Here is a 26,058-nt window from a genome sequence, read left to right on the forward strand (position 1 = left end):
AACTGGGAGTTAGCTGATATTAACTGGGAGTTAAGCACGTCCTTGGCAGATAATGGTTAGAAGTGTTTACTGAGACCTTGGCACGAGCCGAAATTTTGATTTCTGGCAAGGTAAAAACGCAATCGTGCAAATGTCTCTACTGATCTTTTCTTAGGAGGAGGCTTACATGCTGGCATTGTTGAAAATAAAAGGCTTTGTGGCGTTTGTCGGCATTGCCTTTATCAACGCATTTATCGATCTGGGTCATAAAATTATTGTTCAGAATACATTGTTCAAGTCATTTGACGGTTCTGAGCAGATTGTTTTAACCGCCATTGTTAATGCCCTGATTTTATTGCCATTCGTTCTTCTTTTTTCACCGGCGGGTTATCTATCAGATCGTTTTTCTAAACCCGCCGTGATGCGTTGGTCGGCCCGGATTGCTATCGTTATCACGTTATTGATCACCTTGAGTTATTATCAGGGCTGGTTTGAAGTAGCGTTCGCCATGACGTTATTTTTAGCGTTGCAAAGTTCGCTGTATTCGCCGGCTAAGTATGGATTTATTCGGGAGTTGGTCGGCGTTGACGATTTGGCTGCAGGTAATGCCTGGATACAATCGGCGACGATGGTCGCTATTTTGTCGGGTATTGTTGTGTTTTCGTTGCTTTTCGAAACACTGCTTTCTGGTTTGCTGGTTGCCGGTACTGATCCCGCTCTTATCTTGCAGTATATTGCTCCATTAGGCTGGGTGTTGGTAGCTGCTGCGATACTGCAAGCGGCATTAACACAGCGTTTACCAGATCAGCATACGGCGCGCACGGAGGTTTCATTTGACTGGCCGGCTTATCGTAGTGCAAAACTCCTGAAACAAAATTTACGATTGATTATCCACTCTAAGCCGATCATTCAATCGATAGTGGGTTTATCGGTATTCTGGACCATCAGTCAGATTATGCTGGCGGTTTTTCCCTCTTTTGCCGAAGTCACATTGCAGCAGAACAATACGTTTGTCATTCAGGGTGCCATGGCGCTCGCTGGCATCGGTATTATGCTGGGGGCTGTGCTGGTCGGAAAGTTGTCGCCACACCGTATTAACAGAGGACTGATTCCTGTGGGTGCCGTCGGTGTTGCGCTGGGTGTTATTGCATTACCGTATGTAAGCTCTTTGGCTTGGGCGGCCGCTGACTTTTTATTGATTGGCGTGAGTGGCGCGTTAATGACGATCCCGTTAAATGCCTTGGTTCAATTTTATGCCCCACAAGACAAGATGGGTAAGGTGCTGGCAGGTAATAACTTTATTCAGAATATAGCGATGTTCTCAGGGTTGATTTTAACCGTCATATTTTCGTTGCTGCAATGGAATGAGACCTGGTTACTCTATGGACTCGGAGTATTGGCGTTGGTTGGTGTGATTCAGACTTACCCTGTGTACCGCAAATATCATTCAGTGGATGGATATAACGGGTAGGCAAGCCATCCAAATCTATGCATAATAACTGACTAGATTACTTGGTTATTAGCGATCAAGCCGTTTTACAGTGGAGAGAATAATGCAAGCACCGGCAAAAGCTTCGGGTTTATCAGGGGTAAAATACATCATCGCCATTGCGTCCGGTAAAGGCGGCGTCGGTAAATCAACGACGACAGCGAATCTGGCATTGGCCTTACAAGCTCAAGGTATGAAGGTCGGGGTATTGGATGCCGATATCTATGGCCCAAGTCAGGGTATGATGCTGGGAATACCTTCCGGCACCCGGCCTCAACCTGTCGGTGACAATGGTATGAAGCCTGTGATTGTGCATGGCCTGCAGGTGATGTCTATCAGTCTTATGATTGATGAAAATACACCGATGGTATGGCGTGGCCCGATGGCAAGTGGTGCCTTGCAGCAGTTGGTGACTCAGACGCAATGGGAAAATCTTGATTTCCTGTTGATCGATATGCCGCCCGGAACCGGCGACATACAGCTGACATTGGCGCAGAAAGTAGCGGTTGATGGTGCAGTGATTGTCACGACGCCTCAGGATATTGCTTTGCTGGATGCTAAAAGGGGTATCGAAATGTTCCGTAAAGTGGATATTCCTGTATTGGGTATCGTGGAGAATATGAGCACGCATATCTGCAGTCAGTGTGGGCATGAGGAGCATATTTTCGGTGCGGGCGGCGGGGAGCGTATTGCGCGTGACTACGATACTGAATTGCTGGGCTGTTTGCCGTTGACGCTGGAAATCTGCCAGCAGGCTGATTCCGGAAATCCGACGGTTGCCGCAGATCCGGATGGGGCTGTTTCACTGATCTATGGTGATATCGCAAAACAGCTGATGAGTAAAGTTGAGCGCCAATCAGGTAGTGCTGCAAAAGTTCCGCAGATCAATATTGTTGAAGATTAAGCGCTGACTTGAATCAATAACCCCTTAGCCGTATTTTCTATCAGATAAATGCGGCTTTTTTGTCTGAAAAATACTATAATTGGCCGCTTTAATTTTTTATTTTGCGGAAGGTGTGATGGGCATTAAATCAGATAGCTGGATTCGCCGTATGGCGCAGGAACATGAGATGATCTCTCCTTTCGAATCTCAACAGGTTCGTACTTCTGCAAACGGCGGTATTGTCTCTTATGGCACCTCAAGCTATGGCTATGATGTTCGTTGTGCAAATGAGTTTAAAATCTTTACGAACATCAACTCTACCATTGTTGACCCTAAAGATTTTGATGAGGGCAGCTTCGTCGATGTACAGTCGGATGTCTGTATTATCCCGCCAAATTCATTTGCTTTGGCGCGTACGGTTGAGTATTTCAAAATCCCACGTGATGTGTTGACTATCTGTTTAGGTAAAAGCACCTATGCGCGCTGTGGTATTATCGTTAATGTCACGCCCTTAGAGCCTGAGTGGGAAGGGCATGTCACGTTGGAGTTTTCTAACACAACCCCATTGCCTGCCAAAATATACGCTAATGAAGGTATTGCTCAGATGTTGTTTCTCGGTGCCGATGAAGTATGTGAAACATCTTATCGTGACCGTAACGGTAAATATCAGGGACAGACTGGCGTAGTGGTGCCTCGTACCTGATGATGCAGCATCATAAGAAAAGTATAGAAGATTTCTGGCAGCAACTGGAGTTGACCATCGATCAGCTGCTAAGTAGTCGCCAGGATAATCAGTTTGATGCGGATAGCTTGCTGTCTGAGTACCGCAGCACCTTACATAAAATTGATGAAAACCTCACATTCCATTTTGAACGTGATGAAGATGATGGGCCTGTCGAAATGATTTTCGGTTGTGATGGTTACCCTGAGTCGATTCACTCAGTATTGAGCTTGGTAGGCGCCGCACCGGCTCTGAATGGTATTCGCTTTACGGCTTTCAATCATCGTTATGATCCCATTCCAAACTATATCAATGTGGCAGATGAAGTCTGTGAGCTGTCCGATTATTGGTATTCTTTGCATTCCATCGAGAATAAGCTTCACCTTACCATCTATATGCATGATGTTTCATTTATGCTGGATATTGATCCGAGAGTAGAGGCAGTGATGATTTTTCTGGATGCGTTGATCGGTGAGTTTGAGCTGATGACCCGCGTCTGGTCGCTGGATTGGCTGGAGCTTCCTGAAGATCCGGTTGATTTTCATCTGAGGCCATTGTCGGAACTGCGCGAAGGTTTTGATCAGCTAAAACACGCGGTATCACCTATCGGTATCACTATTCACTGATTTTCCCTTCATTGATTCTATTGTTATTCACTACTAGTAGTCTGCAAGCGAATGATGTGACTAAACTTCGTCCGCTGGTTGTGATTCAATGACATTAAGACCATTTACTATTTTGAGAAGTCTGCATGAGCCAAACACTGAGCGATATTCTGGAGCTTGTTCGTAAAGAGTATCTACAACGAATGGATGCTAGTCATTTTGCTCAGCCATTTTTGACAGCAGAAAAGTTATGTCATGAAAAGCTCTACCTGGATACTGATCTTTTAGCGCGAATTGTCAGTGAAGATCCAACCTTGCTGGCAACCAGAGCGAGTGATTTAATTGCAGATCCAAAGGAAAGAGATAATCCCGCGGTGGGTGCGATTATCAGTAGTAATATTGTTATGGCTGCATTAGAAAGCCTGTTGGCGCTGGCGGTTGGCAATAAATGGCTGGATGTTGATAAAGATGGGCACATTCTGGTTGAAGAAGCTGAGTTGAATCCGCATCGTAATTATGCAGTGACTGCTGACTATAGTCAGTCTGCTACCGCTACAAAAAATCTCAGCAAAAAGGGTGCTAGTCTGTTAACCAAGATTTTTCAGGCTGCCGAGAGTGAGTTTCTTGAGCTGTTAGATAGCGAAGTGCACGATGCTTATCAGTTAGCGCTTCAGGTATCCGGGAACTACGCCATTTTTTCACCTGAAGATATCGCGCCCTTAATTGCCGAGAACCCACTGCTGCTTGGGCTGAGGCCGGATGAAATGGTCGATGAAGAGTTATTTGAAGGGGATCCGCCGGCGGGCATTATTATTAGTGGGCATTTGACACATATTTTATTGGATCAGTTATTAGAACTGGCCGAAGAAAAAGGTGCATTAGCGCAGGATGGAGCAGGTCATATCATTCTGCCTGAGGGTGACGATGATAATCCGATTATCCACTAAGGCTAGGGCGGGCTGATCGTCTGTTACGCGCTGTCTTGTTGACATTGAGCTTACATCTAAAGCCCGTTTATAAAAGCCCGGATATAAAAAAGCCCGATTTTATGGGGTCACTTCATTTCCCGGGCTTTTTTATGGATCCTGTTTTATTGAACCTTCTGTTGTGAAGCTTACCCTTGAATGATGAGCCAGTTGTCTAAACTTGTCAGGTCTTCAGGGCTGAGTGTGCCTATTTGTTGTTTAAAGGTGAATAGGTTAAGCACATAGTCAAATCGGGCATTAGCGTAGTCACGTTTTGCGGCATACAGAGCTTGTTCCGCTGCCAGCACATCAACAACGTTTCGTGTTCCTACCGCAAAGCCTTCACTGGTGGCATCCAGAGCTGCCTGGCTGGAGATAATGCTTTGCTGGCGGGCGAAAACGCTGAGTACGTTAGTTTTAACATTACGTAATAAACTACGTGTCGCTTGCTTAACAGCGCGCTCAGTGTCTTCATAGGTTTGCATCGAGACATCCATCTGAGCGTATGCCTGACGGGTTCTGGAGCTGGTCGAACCGCCTTGATAAAGTGGTAGGCTAAAGCTTAGGCCAATAATCTTACTTTCGGTCCAGTCATTGCTGGTGGATGTTCCCTTATCCTGATCATATGTGGCATTAAGGTCGAGGGTCGGCAGATGTCCTGACTTCGCAATTTGAGCGCTTTTTCGCGCAACTTCAATGTCTGATTTAACCAGTTGTAATCCGATGTTTCCAGTCAGCGCTTTTGTTAACCAACTGTCAGGATCCGCAGGTGATACTTCCTGAATAGGGTACTCCGGACTGAGGAGATCTGTTTGGGTGATGGTTTCACCTGTCAGACGTTCCAGTGCTTCATAACTGTTGTCGAGTGCCCCTTCCGCTTCGATCAGACTGACTCTGGCATTATCATAAGAGGCTTGCGCCTCATGCACATCGGTAATCGCAATCAGGCCCACTTCAAATTGAGCATTCACCTGATCCAAACGACGTTTGATGGCGCGTTCCTGAGATTCGGCGGTTTCCAGATTGCTTTTGGCACGTAACACATTCAGATACGTATCTATCGATTGAAGAATAAGATTCTGTTGTGCCAGATCAAAACGTAACTGTGCCTGTTCGTCCAGTGTTTCTCCCTGCTGATAAGTGAACCAGCGAGCCGCTGAGAATACAGGCTGAACCAGGCTGACAGTGTAGCCGTGGTTATTAAACGATGTGCTATCCGAATCAGTGTAGCTGGTGTTAGCTGTTGCAACGATGTTCGGTAGCAATCCGCCGCGCGCCTGAGGCAAGGCCTCTTTGTTAACACGGTACGTTGCTTCAGCAATTTTCAGTTGTGCATCGTTGTCGAGTGCTTTGTAATAGATCTCTTGAAGTGATCCAGCACTGACAAGTGTTGCTGAGCTACATAATCCGGCAAACATGGCCGCACGAATGGCGTATGATATAAATTTCATTAAGCTAGTCCTTACTGTCGAGATTCGGCATATTCTTGTTCAATAGTATTTGGGCGGCGTTTACCCAGGAAGTTGTATACAGTAGGTATGACAAATAGCGTCATTAACGTACCGAAGAGCATTCCCCCCACAATAATCCAGCCTATCTGTTGGCGCGATTCTGCACCTGCACCTGTGGCCCATGCTAATGGCAGTGTTCCCAGTACCATGGCGCCGGTTGTCATTAGTATAGGACGTAATCGCAAAGTTGCAGATTTCATAACGGCATCACGGACTTGATAGCCTTGTTCTTGTAGCTGATTCGCAAATTCTACGATTAGGATACCATGTTTAGCAATCAAGCCAATCAGGGTGATGATGCCTATCTGACTATAAATACTGATAGATCCCCCAGAGTAATAAAGAGCAAAAAGTGCGCCACAAATAGCAGGTGGCACTGAAAGCAAAATTATAAACGGATTTTTAAAGCTTTCGAACTGGGCTGCAAGAATTAAGAATATAAAAACCAGTGCCAGAATGAAGGTTGTTTGCAATCCGTCGCTTGAGTCTTTGAACTCGCGTGACTGCCCGCCATAGTCAGCGCTGGCCTCAGGTGCAACTTCTTGCAGTGTGCTTTCAAGGAATGTGAGTGCTTCACCAATACTAAAACCAGGCGCTAGCATTGCTTGTAGTTTCACCGCTTTAACTTTATCGAAGTGATTTAGTTCGCGAGGCGCTACCGTCTCGCGTACATTCGTCAAGTTTGACATCTGAATCATGTCACCGTTGTCACTTCGAACGTATAGCTCAGAAAGGTCGGCGGGGTTGTTGCGTTGCGATTTTTCGACCTGAACGATCACATCGTATTGATCGCCATCTTTCTTAAAGCGAGTGACATTACGACCGGCAACATAGCTTTCCAGCGTGCGGCCAATTCGCTCAACGGGTACGCCTGTTTCGGAGGCTTTATTGCGGTCTATATCGATCTGTAGCTCAGGTTTATTCAGCTTGAGATCGGTGTCAGGCTGAACAAACATTGGGTTCTGGTAGACTTTTGCCAGTAACTTGTCGGTAATTATCTTCAAATCATCGTAAGTACCATTAGATTTGATAATAAATTCAACCGGGCGAGAAATAATACTTTGGCCGAGTGAAGGCATATTCATGGCAAATGACATGTTGCCTGTGACACCACCATAGAGTTGAGGTGTGAGTTCAGCGGCTATTTCTTGTTGTTTACGGCTACGCTCATCCCATGATTTTAGTCCCAGAAACGACAATGAGTTTGTTTCAGAAGGGAAGCCTACTACGGTGAAATAGCGGTTCTGTTCAGGGACGGTTGAAATGATGCGCTCAACACCTTTAGAGTAGCGATTTACATAATCAACAGATGAGCCATCGGGGTTGATTGAGAATGTCATTATCGTGCCGCGGTCTTCTACGGGTGCTAGTTCTTTTGGCAGTTGATCATAAAAATACCATGCGCCATAAGTGCTACCAATCATTATGATTACTGCGACGAAGCTATAGCGTAGTAACAGTCCGAGTAAGCGTTGGTAGCCCTGGGTAATAGCGTTTAAAAAGCTTTCTATCAGGTTAAATACAAAAGAATGTTTCTTGTCATGCTTTAGCATGCGAGAGCTCATCATGGGCGATAGACTCAAGGCAATAAAACCCGAAATGAGTACAGCGCCTGCCAGTGTCATAGAAAACTCGGTAAAGAGTTTTCCTGTCCTGCCCGGAGTCATGGCGACAGGAACATAGACAGCAACCAGTGTCATTGTGGTTGCCACAATGGCAAAACCAACTTCACGGCTACCGATGAAGGCGGCTTTAATCGGAGACATACCTTCTTCTACATGCCGGTAGATGTTTTCCAGCATGATGATCGCATCATCGACAACCAGCCCGATCGCGAGAACCATAGCGAGCAAGGTTAGTGTGTTTACCGAGTAGTCGAGCGCATACATGATGGAAAAAGCACCAATCAGCGATAAAGGGATGGTCACTATTGGGATTAACGTAGCCCGCAGGTTTCTTAAGAAAAAGAAGATAACAATAATAACCAGAATGCCGGCTTCGATCAGCGTAGTGAAAACGGAGTCGATGGATGCCTGGATAAATATAGAAGAATCATAGGCAATATTAACTTGCATGCCTTCAGGCAGAATCTGTTTGATCCGTTCCATTTCGGCTTTCACACCGTTGGATACATCCAGTGGGTTAGCCGTTGATTGTTTAATCACGCCCATAGCGACAGCATTCTTGCCTTTAAAGCGGCCAATGATGCGCTCAGATTCAGGCGCGATCTCTACGCGAGCAACATCTTTAATGCGAATAGGATAGCTGTCATCATTACGAATAATAACGGATTCAAATTGGGCAATGGTATTCAGGTCACTGTTGGTTAGTACACTGAATTCGCGTTCCGTACTTTCTATGCGGCCTGCAGGCACTTCCAGATTCTGCGCCCGCAGTGCTGTTTCAATATCACCTGGTGTCAGGCTGTATGAGGTTAAGCGGTCTGGATCGAGCCATATGCGCATAGAGTAACGTCGCTCACCCACAATCCGAACACTGGCGACGCCTTGAATCGTTTGTAAAGGATCTTTGACGCGACGGTCTGCGAAATCAGATACTTCCATAGGTGAGTGACGGTCAGAGGAAAATGCCAGCCAGATAATAGGTTGTGCATCCGCTTCTGATTTTGCAACAATCGGTTCATCAATATCATCGGGTAGGGCGCCACGTACACGTCCAACGCGGTCGCGAACATCGCTTGCCGCCGCATCCGGATCTCTATCCAGTTTAAAGTTGATCGTAATCTGACTCTTCTCAGACCGGCTTATGGAGGTCATGAAATCTATGCCTTCAATACCTGAAAGAGAGTCTTCTATTATTTGCGTTACCTGTGTCTCGATAATCGATGCACTGGCGCCGGCATAATTGGTTTCTACCGTAATGACGGGGACATCAATTTTTGGGTATTCCCGCACGGTCAGGCGGTCGTAAGAAATAACACCCAATAGCAAGAGTAGCAGGCTCATCACAATGGCCAGTACGGGTCGCCTTATGCTTATATCAGATAAAACCATGAGCTATTAGCCTTCCTGTTGAGCCGTTTTTTGGGGTTTTGGAAACAAAGGAGTAATCGGCATACCCGGACGTAGTTTCATGTGTCCTGCGGTTACAATCACATCACCTGCTTGTAAACCGGTTAGAATCTGGACCTGCCCATTTTGCCGGTCACCTAATGTCACGGGTGCCATCGCTACGGTGTTGTTTTCATCCATGCGCATCACTAAAAAGGTGTTGTTGTTTGGAATGATGGCTTCTTCGGGAACTAGGAGGGCATTATCGTCTGAACCAAGCGAAACCTGGATAGTCGCGAATAACCCGGGGCGTAATTGTCCCGCTTCATTATCAATTCGCGCTTTCACTTTGACGCTGTGGCTACGCGGGTCAATGGTCGGGGATATCGCATAAATCTCACCAGAGAAAGGGGTGTCTGGATATGCGGCAACCAATAATGATACGCTCTGGCCGTTTTTAATTTGAGACAATACTGTCTCAGGTAAGCTGAATTCGACTTTCATCTGTTCAATATCGGATAACGTTACAAGATCCTGCCCTGCCGTTACGTAATCACCAGGGCCTACATTGCGTAAGCCTATGGCACCGCTGAAAGGCGCTTTAATCGTCATTTTTCTAAGCAAAGTTTTGGCAACTTCGAGCTGTGCTTCGTCAACGCGTAACTGAGCCAGCGTGGTATCTCTGTCGTTTTCAGACCCCACGCGTTTTTTCAAGAGTTTTTCAGCACGTTTGAATTCATTCAGGCTTAAATTAACCCGTGCTTGCGCTTGAGCGACTTCTGCGCGATATGAGTCTGCGTTAAGCTCAAATAGGACATCACCTTTGCTAGCCTGTTGGCTTTCTTCAAACAGGATTTTGTTAATCAAGCCACTTTGCTCCGGACGAATAATCACACTCTCGCGTGCTTCAAGCGTGCCTACTGCTTTGAGTGTGCGGGTTAAGGTGGAGGCTTCGACTTTGACAACTTCCGCAGGAAGACCCTGGGGCTTATCGACTGCGGCTGCCAGCAAAGGAGTTGAAGACATTAAGAGTATCAGTGTGGGTGCTAGCCACTGTTTTTTAAGTGTGATCATGGGTTATTTCTCTTTGTGTGGCAGTAAAATATGATTCCAGTACAGATTAACCAGTTCATGTAACGGAGCGGTAGAGCTGTCGACTTTCATGCGCAGTAACGCGCCTTGCCAGCTATCCCAGAACAGGTGGGCGAGCTGTTTTGGGGTCAAATCATTTCGCACACTGCCGTCTAATTGGCATTGTTTGAAGTCTTGTTCGATTGACTCCAGGACGTAGGCCGTTGAATGACGAATAGCTTCTTTAAGCGCGGGGGAAGCATTGCCTAGTTCGCCGGAAAGGTTGGCAATCAGGCAGCCAAAATTATCATCTTCAGATTCGAATTTATTAATTTCATTTTCTAGTTGTATGCGCATTTTTTCTAATTTCGGGTGATCGAGTTTTGCGTATTCTGCATCCCAGCGCTGACATTCAATTGAGTGATAGTGTTCAATCATTTCGACAGCAAACTCTTCTTTACTACCGAAAAAATTATAAAAAGAGCCTTTGGATACCTGGCAGGCTTTAAGGATGGCGGTTAAGCCAGTGCCGTGATATCCCAGCTTATTAAAAAGCTGCATGCCTTTTTCCAGAATTTGTTCCCGATCATGCTCGGGTCGTCTGCCTTGTGCCATTATATTTAACTAGACCGGTCGTTCTAAATGAAAGCTAATTGTACGCCGATGAGGTTCAAGCTCAAGTGATGGAATGTGAAGCATTGATGACATTTTTGCAACAGACTGTTGACCGGACTCACTCAGGAGGGGGCAGGGGTTCAGGCAGAATCAAAAACGCCGGAAAAATCCGGCGTTGTCTGGTGTTGTTATAGCTGATGCAGAAACAAGGATCTAGATAGCTGCAAACCGGCTATTTAGCTTTCCAGTGCGGCTTTTATGCGTTTAATCGCATCTTCGAGAATATTCATGCTGGTAGCAAAAGAAAGTCGCATGTTACCAGGTGCACCAAAAGCTGAACCCGGCACTAGCGCGACACCTGCATCGTTGAGTAAAAACTCAGCCAGGTCTATATCGTTACTAAAGCGATCATCGCGATCAATGATTTTCTGGAAGCTTGGGAACGCATAAAAGGTACCGTCGGCTGGAATGCATTCTACGCCTTCAATTTCATTTAAGGCAGCCACCACATATTCATGGCGTTCTTTAAAGGCGACCACCATTTTATCAACACAGGCATTGCCGCCTTCCAGTGCGGCCTGGGATGCAACCTGAGAGATTGATGTCGGGTTTGATGTGCTCTGCGATTGGACTTTTTTCATTGCACCTATTAATTTTGCTGGCCCCGCTGCATAACCAATGCGCCATCCGGTCATTGAGTAGGCTTTTGATACACCATTGAGCACAATAGTACGGTCATAAAGATCAGGGCATGCATTCAAAATGTTGCAGAATGGCAGATCGTTAAAACGGATATGTTCATACATATCATCCGTAGCAATCAGCACATTCGGGAATTTTCTCAGGACAACACCGAGTGCCGCCAACTCTTCCAGAGTGTAAGACACGCCTGTCGGGTTAGAGGGGCTGTTGAGCACAACCAGGCGGGTACGATGTGTTATTGCTTCTTCGAGTTGTGCCGGTGTGATTTTAAAGCGCTGCGCTTGTGTCGTTGTGATGATGACCGGAACGCCGTCAGCGACCAACACCATGTCCGGATATGAAACCCAGTATGGAGCAGGGATGATCACTTCATCACCCTCGTTGAGTAATGCCAGAGATAGATTGAAAAAGCTCTGTTTTCCGCCACATGAAACCAGAATCTGGTTAGCTTCGTAGCTTAGGCCATTATCATTTTTGAACTTGTTAATAATTGCTTTTTTCAGACCCGGAGTACCATCTACTGCCGTGTACTTTGTGAAGCCGTTATGCAGGGCTTCAATCGCAGCATCTTTGATATGTTCTGGGGTATCGAAATCAGGCTCTCCTGCTCCCAGGCCAATAATATCTTTTCCTGCGGCGCGAAGTTCTGCAGCACGATTAGTGACCGCTAAAGTCGGAGATGGTTTGATTCGGTTAACACGGTCTGAAAGTTGAACGTCCAATTCATAGTCCTCTATGAAATAAAGTTAAGTAAAGACGCTAAATTAAGCGTGAAAACTATACAGGAATAGACGCGTACACAACATAAAAAATATCTAAAATTCCAGTCTGAAAAGCACAGGGGTTGCCGCTTTATGATAAAAAAGGCACGACTGAATATCCGATGATTTCCCTCCGGCAAAAGCAATTTCCAAGACGTTGCGCTTTTGAATGCGTATACTAGCCCGTTTAATTCTTTGACCGATTTGATCCATTAGATAGTAGGTATTATGAAACAGCGTTTCAAAGTCAACTCACCTTTTGCGCCTGCAGGCGACCAGCCTGAAGCCATCAAAGGATTAGTAGAAGGGATTAACGACGGGCTTGCTGCACAAACGTTACTGGGTGTTACCGGATCCGGCAAGACCTTCACTATTGCTAATGTGATCTCAGAGATTCAGCGTCCAACGATTGTGTTGGCGCATAATAAAACCCTGGCTGCACAGCTCTATGGTGAGTTCAAAGAGTTCTTTCCTGATAATGCGGTTGAGTATTTTGTTTCTTATTACGACTACTACCAGCCAGAAGCCTATGTGCCCTCATCAGATACCTTCATTGATAAAGATGCCTCCATTAATGAACATATTGAGCAGATGCGGCTCTCGGCGACTAAAGCACTGTTAGAGCGCAGCGATGTTATTATCGTAGCAACGGTCTCTTCGATATATGGATTGGGCGATCCTGAATCGTATTTGTCGATGATGTTGCACCTTGATCGTGGAGAAATCGCAGACCAGCGTAAGATCTTACGTCGATTGGCTGAGCTGCAGTACAAGCGAAATGATATAGAACTGCATCGGGGGACATATCGTGTGCGGGGTGATGTCATCGATGTGTTTCCTGCCGAATCAGAAAGAGATGCGCTTCGCATCGAGTTATTTGATGACGAAATTGAAAACCTTAGCTATTTCGACCCACTCACCGGCGAAGTATTACGTAAGGTGCCGCGTGCGACGGTTTACCCTAAATCGCATTACGTAACACCCCGTGAAATATTGGTAGAAGCGGTCGAGAAAATAAAAGTCGAGTTGCATCAACGCCTGCAGTACCTTCGCGAGATAGATAAACTGGTTGAATTACAGCGTTTGGAACAGCGCACCATGTATGACATGGAGATGATCATGGAGCTCGGGTATTGCTCGGGCATAGAAAACTACTCGCGATATTTATCGGGTCGCGAACCAGGGGGAGCGCCACCCACGTTATTTGATTACCTGCCAGATGATGCCTTAGTGGTGATAGATGAGTCCCACGTCACTATCCCTCAATTAGGCGCGATGTATAAGGGCGATCGTTCACGCAAAGAAACGCTGGTGGAGTATGGATTTCGTTTGCCATCGGCACTGGATAATCGGCCTTTACGTTTTGAGGAGTGGGAAAGGCTGGCTCCCCAGATGATCTTTGTTTCTGCAACACCAAGCCGGTATGAAGCCGCTAATGCGGGGAAAATTGTTGAGCAGGTGGTTCGGCCTACCGGATTGACCGATCCTGTGGTTGAAATTCGTCCTGCGTCGACACAGGTGGATGACTTACTCGAAGAGATTAACAAAGTTGTTATTGATAATTGCCGCGTAATCGTCACGGTATTAACCAAGCGGATGGCTGAAGATCTGACCGAATACCTGGCCGAGCATAATGTCAGAGTCCGTTACGTGCACTCTGATATAGATACGGTAGAACGTGTTGAAATTATCCGGGATCTGCGTATCGGTGAGTTTGACGTATTAGTGGGTATCAATTTACTGCGGGAAGGTATTGATATGCCTGAAGTGGGCTTAGTCACTATTCTGGATGCCGATAAAGAGGGCTTTTTGCGTTCGGATACTGCGCTGATTCAGACCATAGGGCGTGCAGCCCGTAATATTAATGGTCGTGCGATACTCTATGCAGATCGCATCACTGGCTCAATGGAGCGGGCGATTGCAGAAACGGATCGTCGACGTGAAAAACAGGTCGCCTATAACACATTGCACGGTATTACTCCCAAAGGTATCACTAAATCGGTGGCTGATATTATGGAAGGTGCATCAACCATTCCCGGACGTAAGGCTGCACGCACTGCGAAAAAAGTGGCAGATCAGGCTGGAGAATATCAATTTGATCCCGCGACTATGTCATCTAAGCAACTGGTAAAAGTGATGAATCAGCTGGAAGATAAGATGTATGAAGCGTCTAAAAATTTACAGTTTGAGCTAGCCGCTCATTACAGAGACCAGTTGGAGCAGCTGAAGCACGCGGTAATTTAGAGAGGATTTGAAAGATGCTGGAGTGTGTTGTTTACGGATGGACCAGGTTGTTGATGCTGGGGAATTCTTTGGCAAAGCGCAAAATCCATTCGTGAGCAGCGGCTTCCTGCGTTAAGTGGCGACCTTCCGCTTTTTCAATTTCATGTCGGTATTGCTCGATATGACAGATCTGTTCGATCATTCTTACGGCATAGGCCGTTGCCGGGTCATCAAATACCAAACCCGTACGAAAGTGGTTATTTTTTTCTGGAATACACCAGGCTACATGCCCGGTTGCTTTAAAAGCCGGATCATAAATTGAAATTTGGATTTCTAGAGCCGTGCCGATCGCATAAAAGGTGTTTGTCGAAAGGCTGATGCCAATCTGGCCGCAGTGGCTGGTTGTATTAGGCGAGATAGGCGTGTCTGCGCTCAAAGAAATCTGAGCAGGAATGTTATTAGGATGGCGAATGTAGCTTTGTGTAATATTAGAAGTCATTTGGAGCACCTTCATATGGATATCAACAGTAGACGTTTAAAACAGTTTCCATATGTATTGAATCGGCTATTTATTAAACAACTTTAGTATAGAATAATTTATACCAGCTTAATGGAAGATGAGCAGCTAATTTAATGTCTTTATGAGATTGTTAGTTAAAATTTAGACTAATGTATAGACCATTATATAGATTATTGTGCAAATTAAGTGGAAATGCCCCCTAATACTACTGAAATCGGAGCAACATAGTGGCGCAAGAACAGCAGGTCAGGCCGGGTGCATTTCGTTTTAAACAGAAAATTTTCACTATGCCTCTAAAACTCAAAATACTCACGCTTGCCCTTTTGCCGATGCTGCTGGTGACTGGCATCATTACCTTGGTCAATGTAAAGCAATCGCAGTCTTTATCTGAGCTAGAAATTGAAACGTTTGAGCAACACTTGCTCGCCTCTAAACGTAGTGAGCTTAAAAACTACGTCAGTCTGGCACTGACATCTGTTTCGCAAATAATAAACAGTCCCTGGATGCACGATTTTGAAGCCAAAGAGGAGGTAAAGCGCATCCTTAATGGAATGACCTACGGCGAAGATGGCTACTTTTTTGTTTATGACGCTAACGGCGTAAACCTGGTGCATCCTGCGCAACCCGATCTGGTAGGACAACCTCTTTTTGATTGGAAGGATGACAATGGCACTTTTGTCATCCGTGACTTGTTTGCTGTGGCCAAGCAGGGCGGAGGCTTTCATCGTTACGTTTGGCGTAAGCCGTCCAGAGGTGATAATGAAGATAAACTCAGTTATGTCGTTCTGTTGCCAGAGTGGGGCTGGATGCTGGGAACTGGCTTATATGTTGATGATATTGCCACTGAGGTCACTAAAACGCGCTTGCAGGTAACACAAAATATACGCAATACGTTTTTTACCGTACTGGTTATAACAGCTGCCACAGCGATCATTATCGTTATGATAGGAATAGCCATTAATCTGCATGAAAGCCGTTTGGCGGATGCTCGCTTACGTCACCTTGCGCATAAGTCAGTTAAATTTCAGGTCAGCCAGCGCCGCCGTTTTGCCAGAGAACTTCATGATGGTATTAATCAGTTGATGGTATCTGTTAAATTCCGTATTGAGCTGGGTATCAGTAAAACTAAAAAAGATGATAAAAGCGCCGTTGATGATTTGGTGAAAGGTGTGGCTGTACTGAATCAGGCAATACAGGAGGTTCGTCGGATCTCTCATGATCTGCGCCCCAGCTTACTCGATGATATGGGGTTAACATCAGCACTTAAAGGGCTGTTAGATGAATATGAATCACGCACAGGGATCATGGTTGAAACCGATCTGAATTTTCCAAAAGAGCGCTTGCCAGATGATATAGAGATTACATTGTACCGGTTAATTCAGGAAGCGCTCGCTAATGTTGAGAAGCACTCAGGTGCGGACGAAGTGCGTTTGAAAACCTGGGTTCAGGGAGGGCACGTGTGGGTGTTGTTAAAAGATAATGGTGAAGGCTTTGATGTTAAACAAAACGTCCAGAAAGAAGGCATTGGTTTGCGGAATATGCATGACCGGATCGAATTGCTAAGTGGTGAATTATTACTAACTTCTGAGGTAGGTCATGGCACTCAACTGCGAGTGAAGCTACCTTTAGTCTGAAGAAGTGTTAAAGCTATAATGGGGAATAAGATGATACGGGTTTTACTGGTCGATGATCACCCATTGGTACTGGATGGTATAAACGCCTGCTTGTCCAGTGAGCCGGGGATAGAGGTAGTAGGTCAGGCAAACAATGGCTTAGAAGCGTTAGAACTTGCAGAAGCGTTAACGCCTGATGTCGTTCTGATGGATGTCTCAATGCCCGTCATGAACGGCTTGGAAGCTACAAAAGAGCTTAAGATACGCTTTCCGGACTTTAAAGTGCTGATCTTGTCGATGCACGAAAACCGTGAATACATACTGCAATTAATCCAATCCGGAGCTGCAGGTTACGTATTAAAAGATGTTTCATCAGAAGAACTGGTTAAAGCGATCGCTGTTGTTCATCAGGGAGGCACTTACTTTAGTTCGGGTGCTTCTGAAACACTGGTGAATCAGTTTGATTCAGGACGTCGTCACTCTACGGCTGAAGATTCACGCCCCTGCCTGACAAAACGAGAAGGGACCGTACTTAAATTACTCGCAGAAGGGGGAAGCAATAAAGATATTGCACGCCAGCTTGATATATCAGTACGCACGGTTGAAACACATCGTCAGAATATTAAACAGAAGCTTAACATCCAGACAGCAGCCGGATTAGCTAAATATGCCATTGAAAACAATATCGTATAAATAAAATCCCAAAAAATGAAAAGAAGCACTTGCGTCCGTCAACCGCATCTCTATAATACGCAACACAATTTAGGACTATAGCTCAGTTGGTTAGAGCGCTACCTTGACATGGTAGAGGTCGGCGATTCGAATTCGCCTAGTCCTACCAAATTCTACAACGAAAACAGCCGCTTACGGATCATGCCGAGCGGCTGTTTTTGTTTGTGATCGCACTCCTGATCTATCCATATACGCCTATCATCTGCTGCAGATGTCAGCACATGTGTATTACCTGAAAGCAACGTATCAATCTCGGATCCTTGGGCGAGAAACCAAAGATTATCATGCTGGCTTTTTTGGCCAGTTCGCACTGTGATATGCCGCTCAATTGGCGCAGAGATTTAAGTCGCGCTGCAGCCATCATTGGGAATGCTCATTATTTTTTGTTTGATATTCCAATCATAATTATTTTATTCATAAATATCATGTAATTATAAAAAATGACGCGCTGCGGGGTGTTTAGTTTTTTGGGTCGTGGTATGTTTTTACAATATCCACTAAAGTAAATGACGGATTGGTTGCTGTTATTTACAAGGCCTAATCAGGCTCAAGTAACTCTGTTGGCCTCTAGATAATAACAAATATAATAATGTAATCGGTGTGATCAGGAGCGGAATTTTATGTCCGAGAAAGCTATTGTTCTTTCAACCACGGCGCGCAAGCAATTGCGACACTACCACAGCGCGACTCAGTTGCGTGCAGATACCTGGCACCGGCTGGAGCAATATACCAGCAAGCTAGCTGACCGCCATGCACGCAAGGCGGATATTGCCAAATTCTCCAAGGCGGTCGAAGATGCGTTTTCCATCCTCGAACCTATGGAAACCTACACTGCTTTTCCTTCACTGTCCGACTTTGAACTGTTGTGGAAACTCTATCATCGCGAAGACTACCCGGCCCTGGCCCGCGTGGTGGCGCGCATAGTACGGGCGCTGTCGAGTCACACCTACCGTCGTTATCATATTGACCTGCACGCCGAGATGAGTCAGGAGGAAGATGATAATCAGCTGTCGGATCCTACGGGTTCTCAGGTTAACGTGCGTCCCTATTTTGAGCTGCTGGTGGTCGATGATATTAATCGTGCTGAGATTGCCAGGCTGCGCCAGGGGTTGCGTGATATGCGCAGGCCTGAGGATAAGTTTATCTATGATCTGGTGGTGGTGCCCAGTTTCGAAGATGCACTCATCGCGACGCTGTTCAATCATAATATTCAGGCCTGTGTGATTCGTTACGGATTTCCGTTTCGTTCCATACATCAGTTGGATATTTTACAGCGACTACTGTCTCAGTTTGATGACCAGGAGGCGGAGGAGCAGCCTGACTCTGATCGCGGCCCCCTGTTGGGACGGTTGATTTCGGATCTGCGTCCAGAGTTGGATCTGTATCTGGTGACCGATGTCGCAGTTGAAGAGATTGCCGGTGATGTGACCCAGTGTTTCCGCCGTATATTCTACCGTCAGGAGGATTATCTCGAACTGCATCTGAGTATTCTTCGCGGTGTCGCCTTGCGCTATGAGACTCCTTTCTTCAGTGCCCTGCGTAAATATAGCCGTCAGCCGACAGGCGTGTTTCATGCCCTGCCTATCTCCAGGGGTAAGTCGGTGACCAAGTCGCACTGGATTCGCGACATGGTCGACTTCTATGGCATAAGTATCTTCTTGGCAGAGACCTCGGCAACCTCCGGAGGTCTGGATTCGTTATTACAGCCGCACGGCCCGATTAAAAAAGCGCAACAATTGGCCGCACGTGCATTTGGTGCCAAGCAAACATTCTTCTCGACCAATGGTACCTCGACCTCAAACAAGATCGTGGTGCAGGCGTTGGTGCGTCCCAGGGATATCGTGCTGGTGGATCGTGATTGTCATAAATCGCATCACTACGGGATGATGTTGAGTGGCGCGCATGTCAGCTATCTGGACTCCTATCCGCTGGACGAGTACTCGATGTACGGTGCCGTGCCGCTGGAGGAGATTAAGAAGCGACTGTTGCATTTTCGCAGTATCGGTCAATTGCATCGGGTGAAGATGCTGTTGTTGACCAACTGTACCTTTGACGGCGTGGTTTATAACGTCGAACGGGTCATGGAGGAGTGTCTGGCGATTAAGCCAGACCTGATCTTCCTCTGGGATGAGGCCTGGTTTGCCTTTGCCTGCTGTACTCCGACCTATCGTATGCGTACCGCGATGGGGGCCTCCAAGCGGCTGCAGAATCGTTATCGCACTGATGAGTATCGTAAAAAGTACAAGACTTACAGTAATAAAATGGCCAAGCTTGATCCCAAAGATACCGAGGCGCTGCTCAATCTGGAGCTGATGCCTGATCCGGATCTGGTGCGTATTCGTGCCTATGCGACTCACTCTACCCATAAAACCCTGACCTCGCTGCGTCAGGGTTCGATGATGCATGTCTACGATCAGGATTTTCATAAGGTCGAGGCGGCCTTCCATGAGGCCTTCATGACCCATACGTCGACGTCGCCAAACTACCAGATATTGGCGTCTCTGGATGTGGGCCGCCGCCAGGTTGAGCTGGAAGGTTATGAGTTGGTGCAGAAGCAGTTAGAACTGGCGATGGCGTTGCGCGAGCGGGTGGCAAAAAATCCGCTACTGAATAAGTATTTCACGATTCTGCTCGCTAAGGATATGGTGCCAGCTCAGTACCGCAAGTCCGGTATCGATGCCTACTATGATCCGCAGACGGGGTGGAGAAACACCAATATGGAAGAGGCTTGGTCACAGGATGACTTTGTGGTCGATCCCAGCAGGTTGACCCTGTATGTCGGTAAGACCGGTATTGATGGCGATACCTTCAAAAATGAATACCTGATGGATAAATACGGTATTCAGATTAACAAGACCTCAAGAAATACCGTGCTGTTCATGACCAATATCGGTACCACACGCAGCTCGGTGGCGTATCTGATTGGTGTGCTGGTGAAGATCGCGGCTGAGATCGAAGAGAACATGGAGACGATGAGCAGCGCAGAGCGCAAGATCCATGACAAAAAGGTTCGGGGTCTCACGCATGACTTGCCGCCGTTACCCGATTTTAGCCATTTCCATCCGGCATTCTGCCCTGATGGCAAGCCGGAATCGCTAAATGGTGATATTCGCAAGGCCTACTTCCTGGCCTACGATGAGGAGCAGTATGAATACCTGCGCATTGATGACGGCAGTATCGAGGCTGAGCAGGCGCGGGGTAGGGAGGTGGTTTCATCCAGCTTTGTTATCCCCTATCCACCAGGCTTTCCGATTTTGGTGCCGGGGCAGGTGATCAGCGCCGATATTCTGGAGTTTATGCGGGCGCTGGATGTTAAGGAGATTCACGGTTACCGCGAGGAGCTGGGTCTTAGTGTCTTTACTGAAGAGGCGATGGCGAAACTGGTCGCTAAGCCCGGGGTTGCCAGCCTGGAAGAGGAAGTTGCCAAGTTGGAGGCCAAAGTGGCTACGCTTATAGAACCTGAAGTTGTCGCGGAAGATAACCCTAAAGGAAAGGTGAGTAGCGTAAAATAAATGTATTGTCCTTGGCTGGGTTTTAGGTCTGTTACGAGCCCGGCCGGACAAATGGACGACATGATTGCGTTAAAAAATAAATGAGACCTTATCTTTTGTCATTAATCCGGAAGTAAGGGACGGATTGATATTGACTGGATTACATAGGGATCAATACCCTAGAGTTTGATCCTTTCACAGAAATTTACATTCAGGGCAGGGGTTCTCACCCCTCGCCATAACAAGCTGCTAGGGGTCGGTACCCTCCGAACACCCTCATACTCTGATTGCTTTGTCGCAACCGGCACTCCAACTTTCTTCTATATCGCGGTGACTGAGATTGACTAGATAGTAGAGCTATATGGCATATTGGCCAATATCTATAGGGATTCTGTGGCGTTGTGGCTTAATCGGGGATTTCACGTATGGATTATCTTGTAGTACGAGTTAACTTGTCATATACCCTTGCAAGGAATGCGATATTATCCAAAACCTATTGTCCTAAAACGATAGCGTATTATTCTTGTGGGATCTTTTTTTAAATATAGTGGTTTGAACAGCTACTGGTGAGGCTAGCGATTTTTGTATGGATACGTTGGACGTTAAAAACTGGCATCAAATGTCTGCCGACGAAGTTGTAGGTTGCGTCCAGACGGATACGCTCAAAGGGTTGGATGCTTGCGACGTCGAGCAGAGACAGCAGGCACAGGGCTTGAATCGCTTGACGATAAAGAAGGGCAAATCCCCTCTGGTTCTATTTTTACTGCAGTTTAATCAACCGCTCGTCATTATCTTGCTCGCCGCCACCTTGATTACGTTTGCATTAAAAGAGTGGGTCGATAGCGGGGTGATCTTCGCTGTGGTGTTGGTCAATGCCATTATTGGCTTTACCCAAGAGTTAAAAGCGATAAAGGCAATAGAGGCGTTATCGCGCGGCATGGAAGGGACCGCAACGGTTATTCGCTCCGGGAAAAAGCAGATCGTTTCAGTTGCCGATCTAGTGTTGGGTGATCTCGTTCTTTTACAATCAGGTGACAAAGTACCTGCTGATGTGCGTTTACTTCGTGTGCGTGAGTTGCAAGTGGATGAATCGGCTTTAACCGGTGAATCGGTTGCTGTGCAGAAGAATAGTCAACAGTTAACCCACGATAGCCAGTTAGCCGATCGTAAAAATATGGGGTACTCCTCCACATTGGTCACCTATGGCACAGCTGTTGGTGTCGTTGTTGCGACGGGTGACCGTACGGAGATAGGGCGAATTAATGCGTTAATCGCAGGCGCGGATGCATTAGCTACGCCGTTGACACGAAAAATTGCCAGTTTTAGCGCAGTCTTGTTGTGGGTCATTCTCGGTTTGGCTGGATTAACGGTTCTGGCGGGTTTAATGCACGGTGAGTCGTTGTTAAATGCCTTCATGGCTGCCGTTGCTTTGGCTGTGGGCGCTATTCCTGAAGGACTTCCTGCTGCAATGACGATCATGTTGGCAATCGGTGTCAGCAAGATGGCTCAGCGTCACGCAATTATTCGTAAAATGCCTGCAGTTGAAACCCTCGGTAGCACAACCGTTATCTGTTCCGACAAAACAGGCACTCTGACTCAAAACCAAATGACGGTGCAGCGCATCTTTGCCGGTCATGAGTTGTTTGATCTGACAGGTGTTGGTTACGCGCCGGAAGGTTCTATTCAGCAAAATGCAATAAGCGTTGAACTTGCCACAAAAAATGCGCTTGTAGAGTGTTTAAAAGCAGGCTTGCTGTGTAATGATTCCCGCTTGGTTTATACCGGGACAGGCTGGAATATAGAAGGCGACCCGACTGAAGTTGCTTTACTTACAGCGGCGTTAAAGGCAGCTCTTGAAAGAGATGCGCTTGAGCAGCAACTACCGCGTATCGATACCCTGCCATTTGAATCACAACATCAATATATGGCAACGTTACACACCGATGCAGAGCATGAATCATTGATCTATATGAAGGGCTCGGTGGAGCGCGTGTTGGCATGCTGTGACCAGCATTATCTCGATGAAACCCAGAGTTGTCAGATCGATCGGGCTGTTCTTGAGCAGACCGCTCATCAACTGGCTGCAAATGGCTTGCGTGTTTTAGCGTTTGCGCGCAAACGTGTCAGTTCCCAACAAACAAGGGTATCGCATGAGGATATTGCCCACGGGATGTCATTCGTTGGCTTGCAAGCGATGATGGATCCACCCAGGCCGGAAGCGATCTCTGCGGTATTAGCCTGCCAACGCGCAGGTATCCAGGTGAAAATGATTACAGGCGATCATGTGGGTACTGCTGCTGCCATCGCGCATCAAATAGGTCTGAAAAGTGTAGCATCTCAGGAGTCTAATTTTGCCATCAGTGGTCACCGTCTTGCCGAGATGGATGATCAACAGATGATCCAGGCGGTAGGTCAGACAGCGGTTTTTGCGCGTGTCTCCCCTGAGCAAAAATTACGGTTAGTCAAAGCACTGCAAAGTCGTGGTGAAATTGTTGCGATGACCGGTGATGGTGTCAATGATGCGCCGGCGCTTAAACAAGCCAATATTGGCGTTGCTATGGGAGTAGGTGGCACAGAGGTTGCCAAGGAGGCCGCTGATATGATTCTTACGGATGATAATTTTTCGACGATCGAAGCGGCAGTCGAAGAGGGGCGCGCCGTTTTTGATAACTTAGTTAAATTTATCGTATGGACTATCCCGACCAATATTGCTGAGGGCATTATTATTCTTCTCGCCGTCATGTTGGGTATTGTTCTTCCAATCACACCGGTGCAAATCCTTTGGATTAACATGACCACAGCACTTTTTTTGGGAATGACGTTAATCTTTGAAGCAAAAGAGCCGGGTATTATGGAACGCCCGCCCAGAGACCCAAAAAAATCAGTTCTGCCACGTAACATGCTGGTGAGTGTCGGATTGGTAAGTTTGACTCTGGTCGCATGCGCATTTGCCTTATTTGAATGGGCATTGTATCAAGGGCAATCGCTCGAAGTCGCACGGACTATGGCGATTAATGCGCTGGTGTTCGGTGAGATTTTTTATCTTTTTAACTGTCGATCCCTACGTTATTCAATGCTGTCGCTTGGGTTTTTCAGCAATCGATGGCTCATTTTTGGTGTGTTGCTGATGGTGCTTTTCCAACTGTTGTTGTCATACTCATCCATCATGAACCAGTTGTTTGGCACGGCTCCTTTAGCGCTAACTGATTGGCTGCACATTTTAGCGGCTGGTTTTACTGTCTATGCCATCACAGGCAGTGAAAAACGCTTGCGATGCTATTTTGAAAGCAGGGCAATCGCATGAGCCACCTTCCTGATATATTTACGCAAGTCGCAGTACTTCTGTTTCTTGCTGCTTGTATAGGTGCGCTGGGAATACGCATGAAGCAACCACTCATTGTTGCTTATATTGCTGTGGGCATTATCGCAGGGCCTTCTGTGCTCTCGTTGGTCAGTGTAAATGATCAGGTCGATCTGCTCTCTAAATTAGGTATTACCCTGCTGTTGTTTATTGTGGGACTCAAGCTTGATCTTCACATTATCCGCACTATGGGGCCGGTGGCGCTTGCAACCGGTTTGGGGCAAGTCATCTTTACGAGTGTTGTAGGGTATTTTATTGCCGTTTCATTAGGGATGCCCCCCATCTCTGCGCTCTATGTGGCTGTTGCATTAACATTTTCCAGCACGATCATTATTGTCAAATTGCTATCTGATAAAAAAGAGGTCGATTCACTGCATGGCCGTATTGCCTTAGGCTTTTTGATCGTACAGGACCTTGTGGTCGTATTTGTCATGATCGGCCTTAATACCTTAAGCAGTAGCACTGATCAGTCCTCTGCATTTTTAACCACCTTAACTGTTTTGGCGAAGGGGTTAGGTTTCTTGGTGATTATCGTATTGATTGCGCGTTATGTTTTCCCGCGCCTTTTACGTCTTATGTCTCAATCAAAAGAGCTATTAGTGATGTTCGCTATTGCGTGGGCCGTTATGTTGGCGATGCTGGGTGATTCACTTGGGTTCAGTAAAGAGGTAGGTGCATTTGTAGCGGGCGTGTCACTTGCCTCTACGCCTTATCGTGATGCGTTAGGTGCGCGTTTAGTCAGTCTGCGTGATTTTCTACTGGTGTTTTTCTTTATCGATCTCGGTGCGCGTTTAGATTTGAGCCTATTAGGCTCTCAAGTTGGCGATGCTGTAATTTTCTCCTTATTTGTGCTGATCGGTAATCCGTTGATTGTTATGGTTATTATGGGTGTTCTCGGGTATAGAAAGCGTACAGGGTTCCTTGCAGGTTTAACCGTTGCACAGATCAGTGAGTTCTCATTAATTTTGGCTGCGCTGGGGTTAAGCTTAGGGCATATCTCAGCTGAAACGATGGGGCTGATTACACTGGTTGGCTTGATTACAATCAGTGCTTCAACTTACATGATTATCTTTTCTTATCCATTGTACGAGCGACTGGCGCCTTGGCTGGGTATCTTTGAGCGAAATAATCCGTTCCGTGAAGTAAGTCAGGTCGATGTCGCTGACGACGGTGTTGAGGATATTATTCTCTTTGGGTCCGGACGCTATGGGGCGGGGATTGCGAGCACGTTGCGTCAGCAAGGGTGCCGTGTTTTTATCATTGATTACAACCCTGAATTGGTTCATAAAGGCGACCAGATGGGCTTTCCTATCATCTATGGCGATGCAGAGGATCCTGAATTTTTAACCTCCTTACCGCTGGCTAGTGCAAGTTGGGTTGTATGCACTGTGCGTGATGAACACGTGAGTCGTGCATTGGTCCATGCGTTGCGTGACAATAGTTATGCAGGACGTATTGCTGTGACAGCGCACGATCCCATAGAAGCAAAAAGATTAAGTTCAGCCGGCGCTGACTTAGTGCTAGTGCCTTTTGCCGATGCAGCGGTTGAAGCGGCCGCCCGAATATTAGAGAAAACCGATCAGCCTGCAGTTCGTGAAGTTCTTTATCAAGAAGAACAGAAATGATACGAATGATGCCGAGGCGATAGAAGAAGCCGCAAGCAGACCCTCATTGTACTTCGTACCCATCAAACAGGCTGAGCAGCAAGAAATACAATCCATACATAGAGTTCGTATTCGAAGCGTGAAAAATAGAACGGCATTCATTCACTATAAAACATAAACAACGACTGTGGGTGCTGGTTA

At 46.6% G+C, this 26,058-nt stretch carries 17 protein-coding genes, 1 tRNA gene and 1 pseudogene; 13 read left to right on the forward strand and 6 right to left on the reverse strand.

Features of this window, described 5'->3' with window-relative positions; translation table 11 throughout:
- Nucleotides 1–166: 166 nt before the first annotated feature.
- The 5 genes from BM099_RS05845 to BM099_RS05865 all read left to right on the forward strand — a co-directional run bounded on the left by BM099_RS05845 (nt 167) and on the right by BM099_RS05865 (nt 4,624).
- Complete coding sequence (locus BM099_RS05845) at nt 167–1,450, forward strand: MFS transporter (RefSeq protein WP_090725695.1); 1,284 nt, start codon at nt 167–169, stop codon at nt 1,448–1,450.
- Nucleotides 1,451–1,532: 82 nt separating this feature from the next.
- Entirely contained in the window at nt 1,533–2,372 is an 840-nt protein-coding gene (apbC, locus tag BM099_RS05850) for an iron-sulfur cluster carrier protein ApbC (protein ID WP_090725698.1), read from the forward strand.
- A gap of 115 nt (nt 2,373–2,487) precedes the next feature.
- On the forward strand, nt 2,488–3,054 hold the full coding sequence (dcd, locus tag BM099_RS05855; protein WP_090725701.1) for a dCTP deaminase: 567 nt from the start codon (nt 2,488–2,490) through the stop codon (nt 3,052–3,054).
- Nucleotides 3,054–3,698, forward strand: coding sequence for a hypothetical protein (locus BM099_RS05860; RefSeq protein WP_332311452.1), 645 nt, complete (start codon nt 3,054–3,056; stop codon nt 3,696–3,698). The genes dcd and BM099_RS05860 overlap by 1 nt, the downstream gene beginning before the upstream one ends.
- Before the next feature lie 125 nt (nt 3,699–3,823).
- Nucleotides 3,824–4,624 (forward strand): hypothetical protein, encoded by an 801-nt coding sequence (locus tag BM099_RS05865; RefSeq protein WP_090725703.1) that lies wholly within the window; start codon nt 3,824–3,826, stop codon nt 4,622–4,624.
- 167 nt (nt 4,625–4,791) lie between these two features.
- Here BM099_RS05865 and BM099_RS05870 read toward each other — a convergent pair whose 3' ends face one another.
- The 5 genes from BM099_RS05870 to BM099_RS05890 all read right to left on the reverse strand — a co-directional run bounded on the left by BM099_RS05870 (nt 4,792) and on the right by BM099_RS05890 (nt 12,274).
- Nucleotides 4,792–6,093, reverse strand: a complete 1,302-nt coding sequence (locus BM099_RS05870) for a TolC family outer membrane protein (RefSeq protein ID WP_232348965.1) — start codon at nt 6,091–6,093, stop codon at nt 4,792–4,794.
- Nucleotides 6,094–6,104: 11 nt separating this feature from the next.
- On the reverse strand, nt 6,105–9,167 hold the full coding sequence (locus BM099_RS05875) for an efflux RND transporter permease subunit (protein ID WP_090725706.1): 3,063 nt from the start codon (nt 9,165–9,167) through the stop codon (nt 6,105–6,107).
- 6 nt (nt 9,168–9,173) lie between these two features.
- Nucleotides 9,174–10,238 carry an efflux RND transporter periplasmic adaptor subunit gene (locus BM099_RS05880; protein WP_090725709.1) on the reverse strand — a complete coding sequence of 355 codons (1,065 nt, stop codon included), beginning with the start codon at nt 10,236–10,238 and terminating at the stop codon, nt 9,174–9,176.
- A gap of 3 nt (nt 10,239–10,241) precedes the next feature.
- Nucleotides 10,242–10,850 carry a TetR/AcrR family transcriptional regulator gene (locus BM099_RS05885; protein WP_090725712.1) on the reverse strand — a complete coding sequence of 203 codons (609 nt, stop codon included), beginning with the start codon at nt 10,848–10,850 and terminating at the stop codon, nt 10,242–10,244.
- 236 nt (nt 10,851–11,086) lie between these two features.
- On the reverse strand, nt 11,087–12,274 hold the full coding sequence (locus BM099_RS05890; protein ID WP_090725714.1) for a pyridoxal phosphate-dependent aminotransferase: 1,188 nt from the start codon (nt 12,272–12,274) through the stop codon (nt 11,087–11,089).
- A gap of 267 nt (nt 12,275–12,541) precedes the next feature.
- Between BM099_RS05890 and uvrB the strand changes: the two genes are divergently transcribed.
- Nucleotides 12,542–14,557 carry an excinuclease ABC subunit UvrB gene (gene uvrB, locus BM099_RS05895; RefSeq protein WP_090725716.1) on the forward strand — a complete coding sequence of 672 codons (2,016 nt, stop codon included), beginning with the start codon at nt 12,542–12,544 and terminating at the stop codon, nt 14,555–14,557.
- 31 nt (nt 14,558–14,588) lie between these two features.
- On the opposite strand, the gene BM099_RS05900 is transcribed toward uvrB, so the two are convergent.
- On the reverse strand, nt 14,589–15,035 hold the full coding sequence (locus tag BM099_RS05900; RefSeq protein WP_090725718.1) for a hypothetical protein: 447 nt from the start codon (nt 15,033–15,035) through the stop codon (nt 14,589–14,591).
- Between the two features lie 248 nt (nt 15,036–15,283).
- Between BM099_RS05900 and BM099_RS05905 the strand changes: the two genes are divergently transcribed.
- From BM099_RS05905 to BM099_RS20900, 7 genes and pseudogenes are all read left to right on the forward strand, one after another.
- Nucleotides 15,284–16,690, forward strand: coding sequence for a cache domain-containing protein (locus BM099_RS05905; RefSeq protein WP_244889920.1), 1,407 nt, complete (start codon nt 15,284–15,286; stop codon nt 16,688–16,690).
- A gap of 30 nt (nt 16,691–16,720) precedes the next feature.
- Nucleotides 16,721–17,362, forward strand: a complete 642-nt coding sequence (locus BM099_RS05910; RefSeq protein WP_232348967.1) for a response regulator — start codon at nt 16,721–16,723, stop codon at nt 17,360–17,362.
- A 71-nt stretch (nt 17,363–17,433) separates the two neighbouring features.
- A tRNA-Val gene (locus BM099_RS05915) sits at nt 17,434–17,510 on the forward strand.
- Between the two features lie 511 nt (nt 17,511–18,021).
- Nucleotides 18,022–20,913 carry an aminotransferase class I/II-fold pyridoxal phosphate-dependent enzyme gene (locus BM099_RS05925; protein ID WP_090725724.1) on the forward strand — a complete coding sequence of 964 codons (2,892 nt, stop codon included), beginning with the start codon at nt 18,022–18,024 and terminating at the stop codon, nt 20,911–20,913.
- Nucleotides 20,914–21,478: 565 nt separating this feature from the next.
- Complete coding sequence (locus BM099_RS05930; RefSeq protein ID WP_090725726.1) at nt 21,479–24,196, forward strand: HAD-IC family P-type ATPase; 2,718 nt, start codon at nt 21,479–21,481, stop codon at nt 24,194–24,196.
- Nucleotides 24,193–25,878, forward strand: coding sequence for a cation:proton antiporter (locus tag BM099_RS05935; protein WP_090725729.1), 1,686 nt, complete (start codon nt 24,193–24,195; stop codon nt 25,876–25,878). The genes BM099_RS05930 and BM099_RS05935 overlap by 4 nt, the downstream gene beginning before the upstream one ends.
- Nucleotides 25,832–26,014 (forward strand): annotated as a pseudogene (locus BM099_RS20900) (IS110 family transposase); the annotation flags it as partial. The gene BM099_RS05935 and the pseudogene BM099_RS20900, both read left to right, overlap by 47 nt.
- Nucleotides 26,015–26,058: the final 44 nt, after the last annotated feature.

The organism is Neptunomonas qingdaonensis (genome assembly GCF_900113275.1).
Taxonomy (GTDB): domain Bacteria; phylum Pseudomonadota; class Gammaproteobacteria; order Pseudomonadales; family Balneatricaceae; genus Neptunomonas; species Neptunomonas qingdaonensis.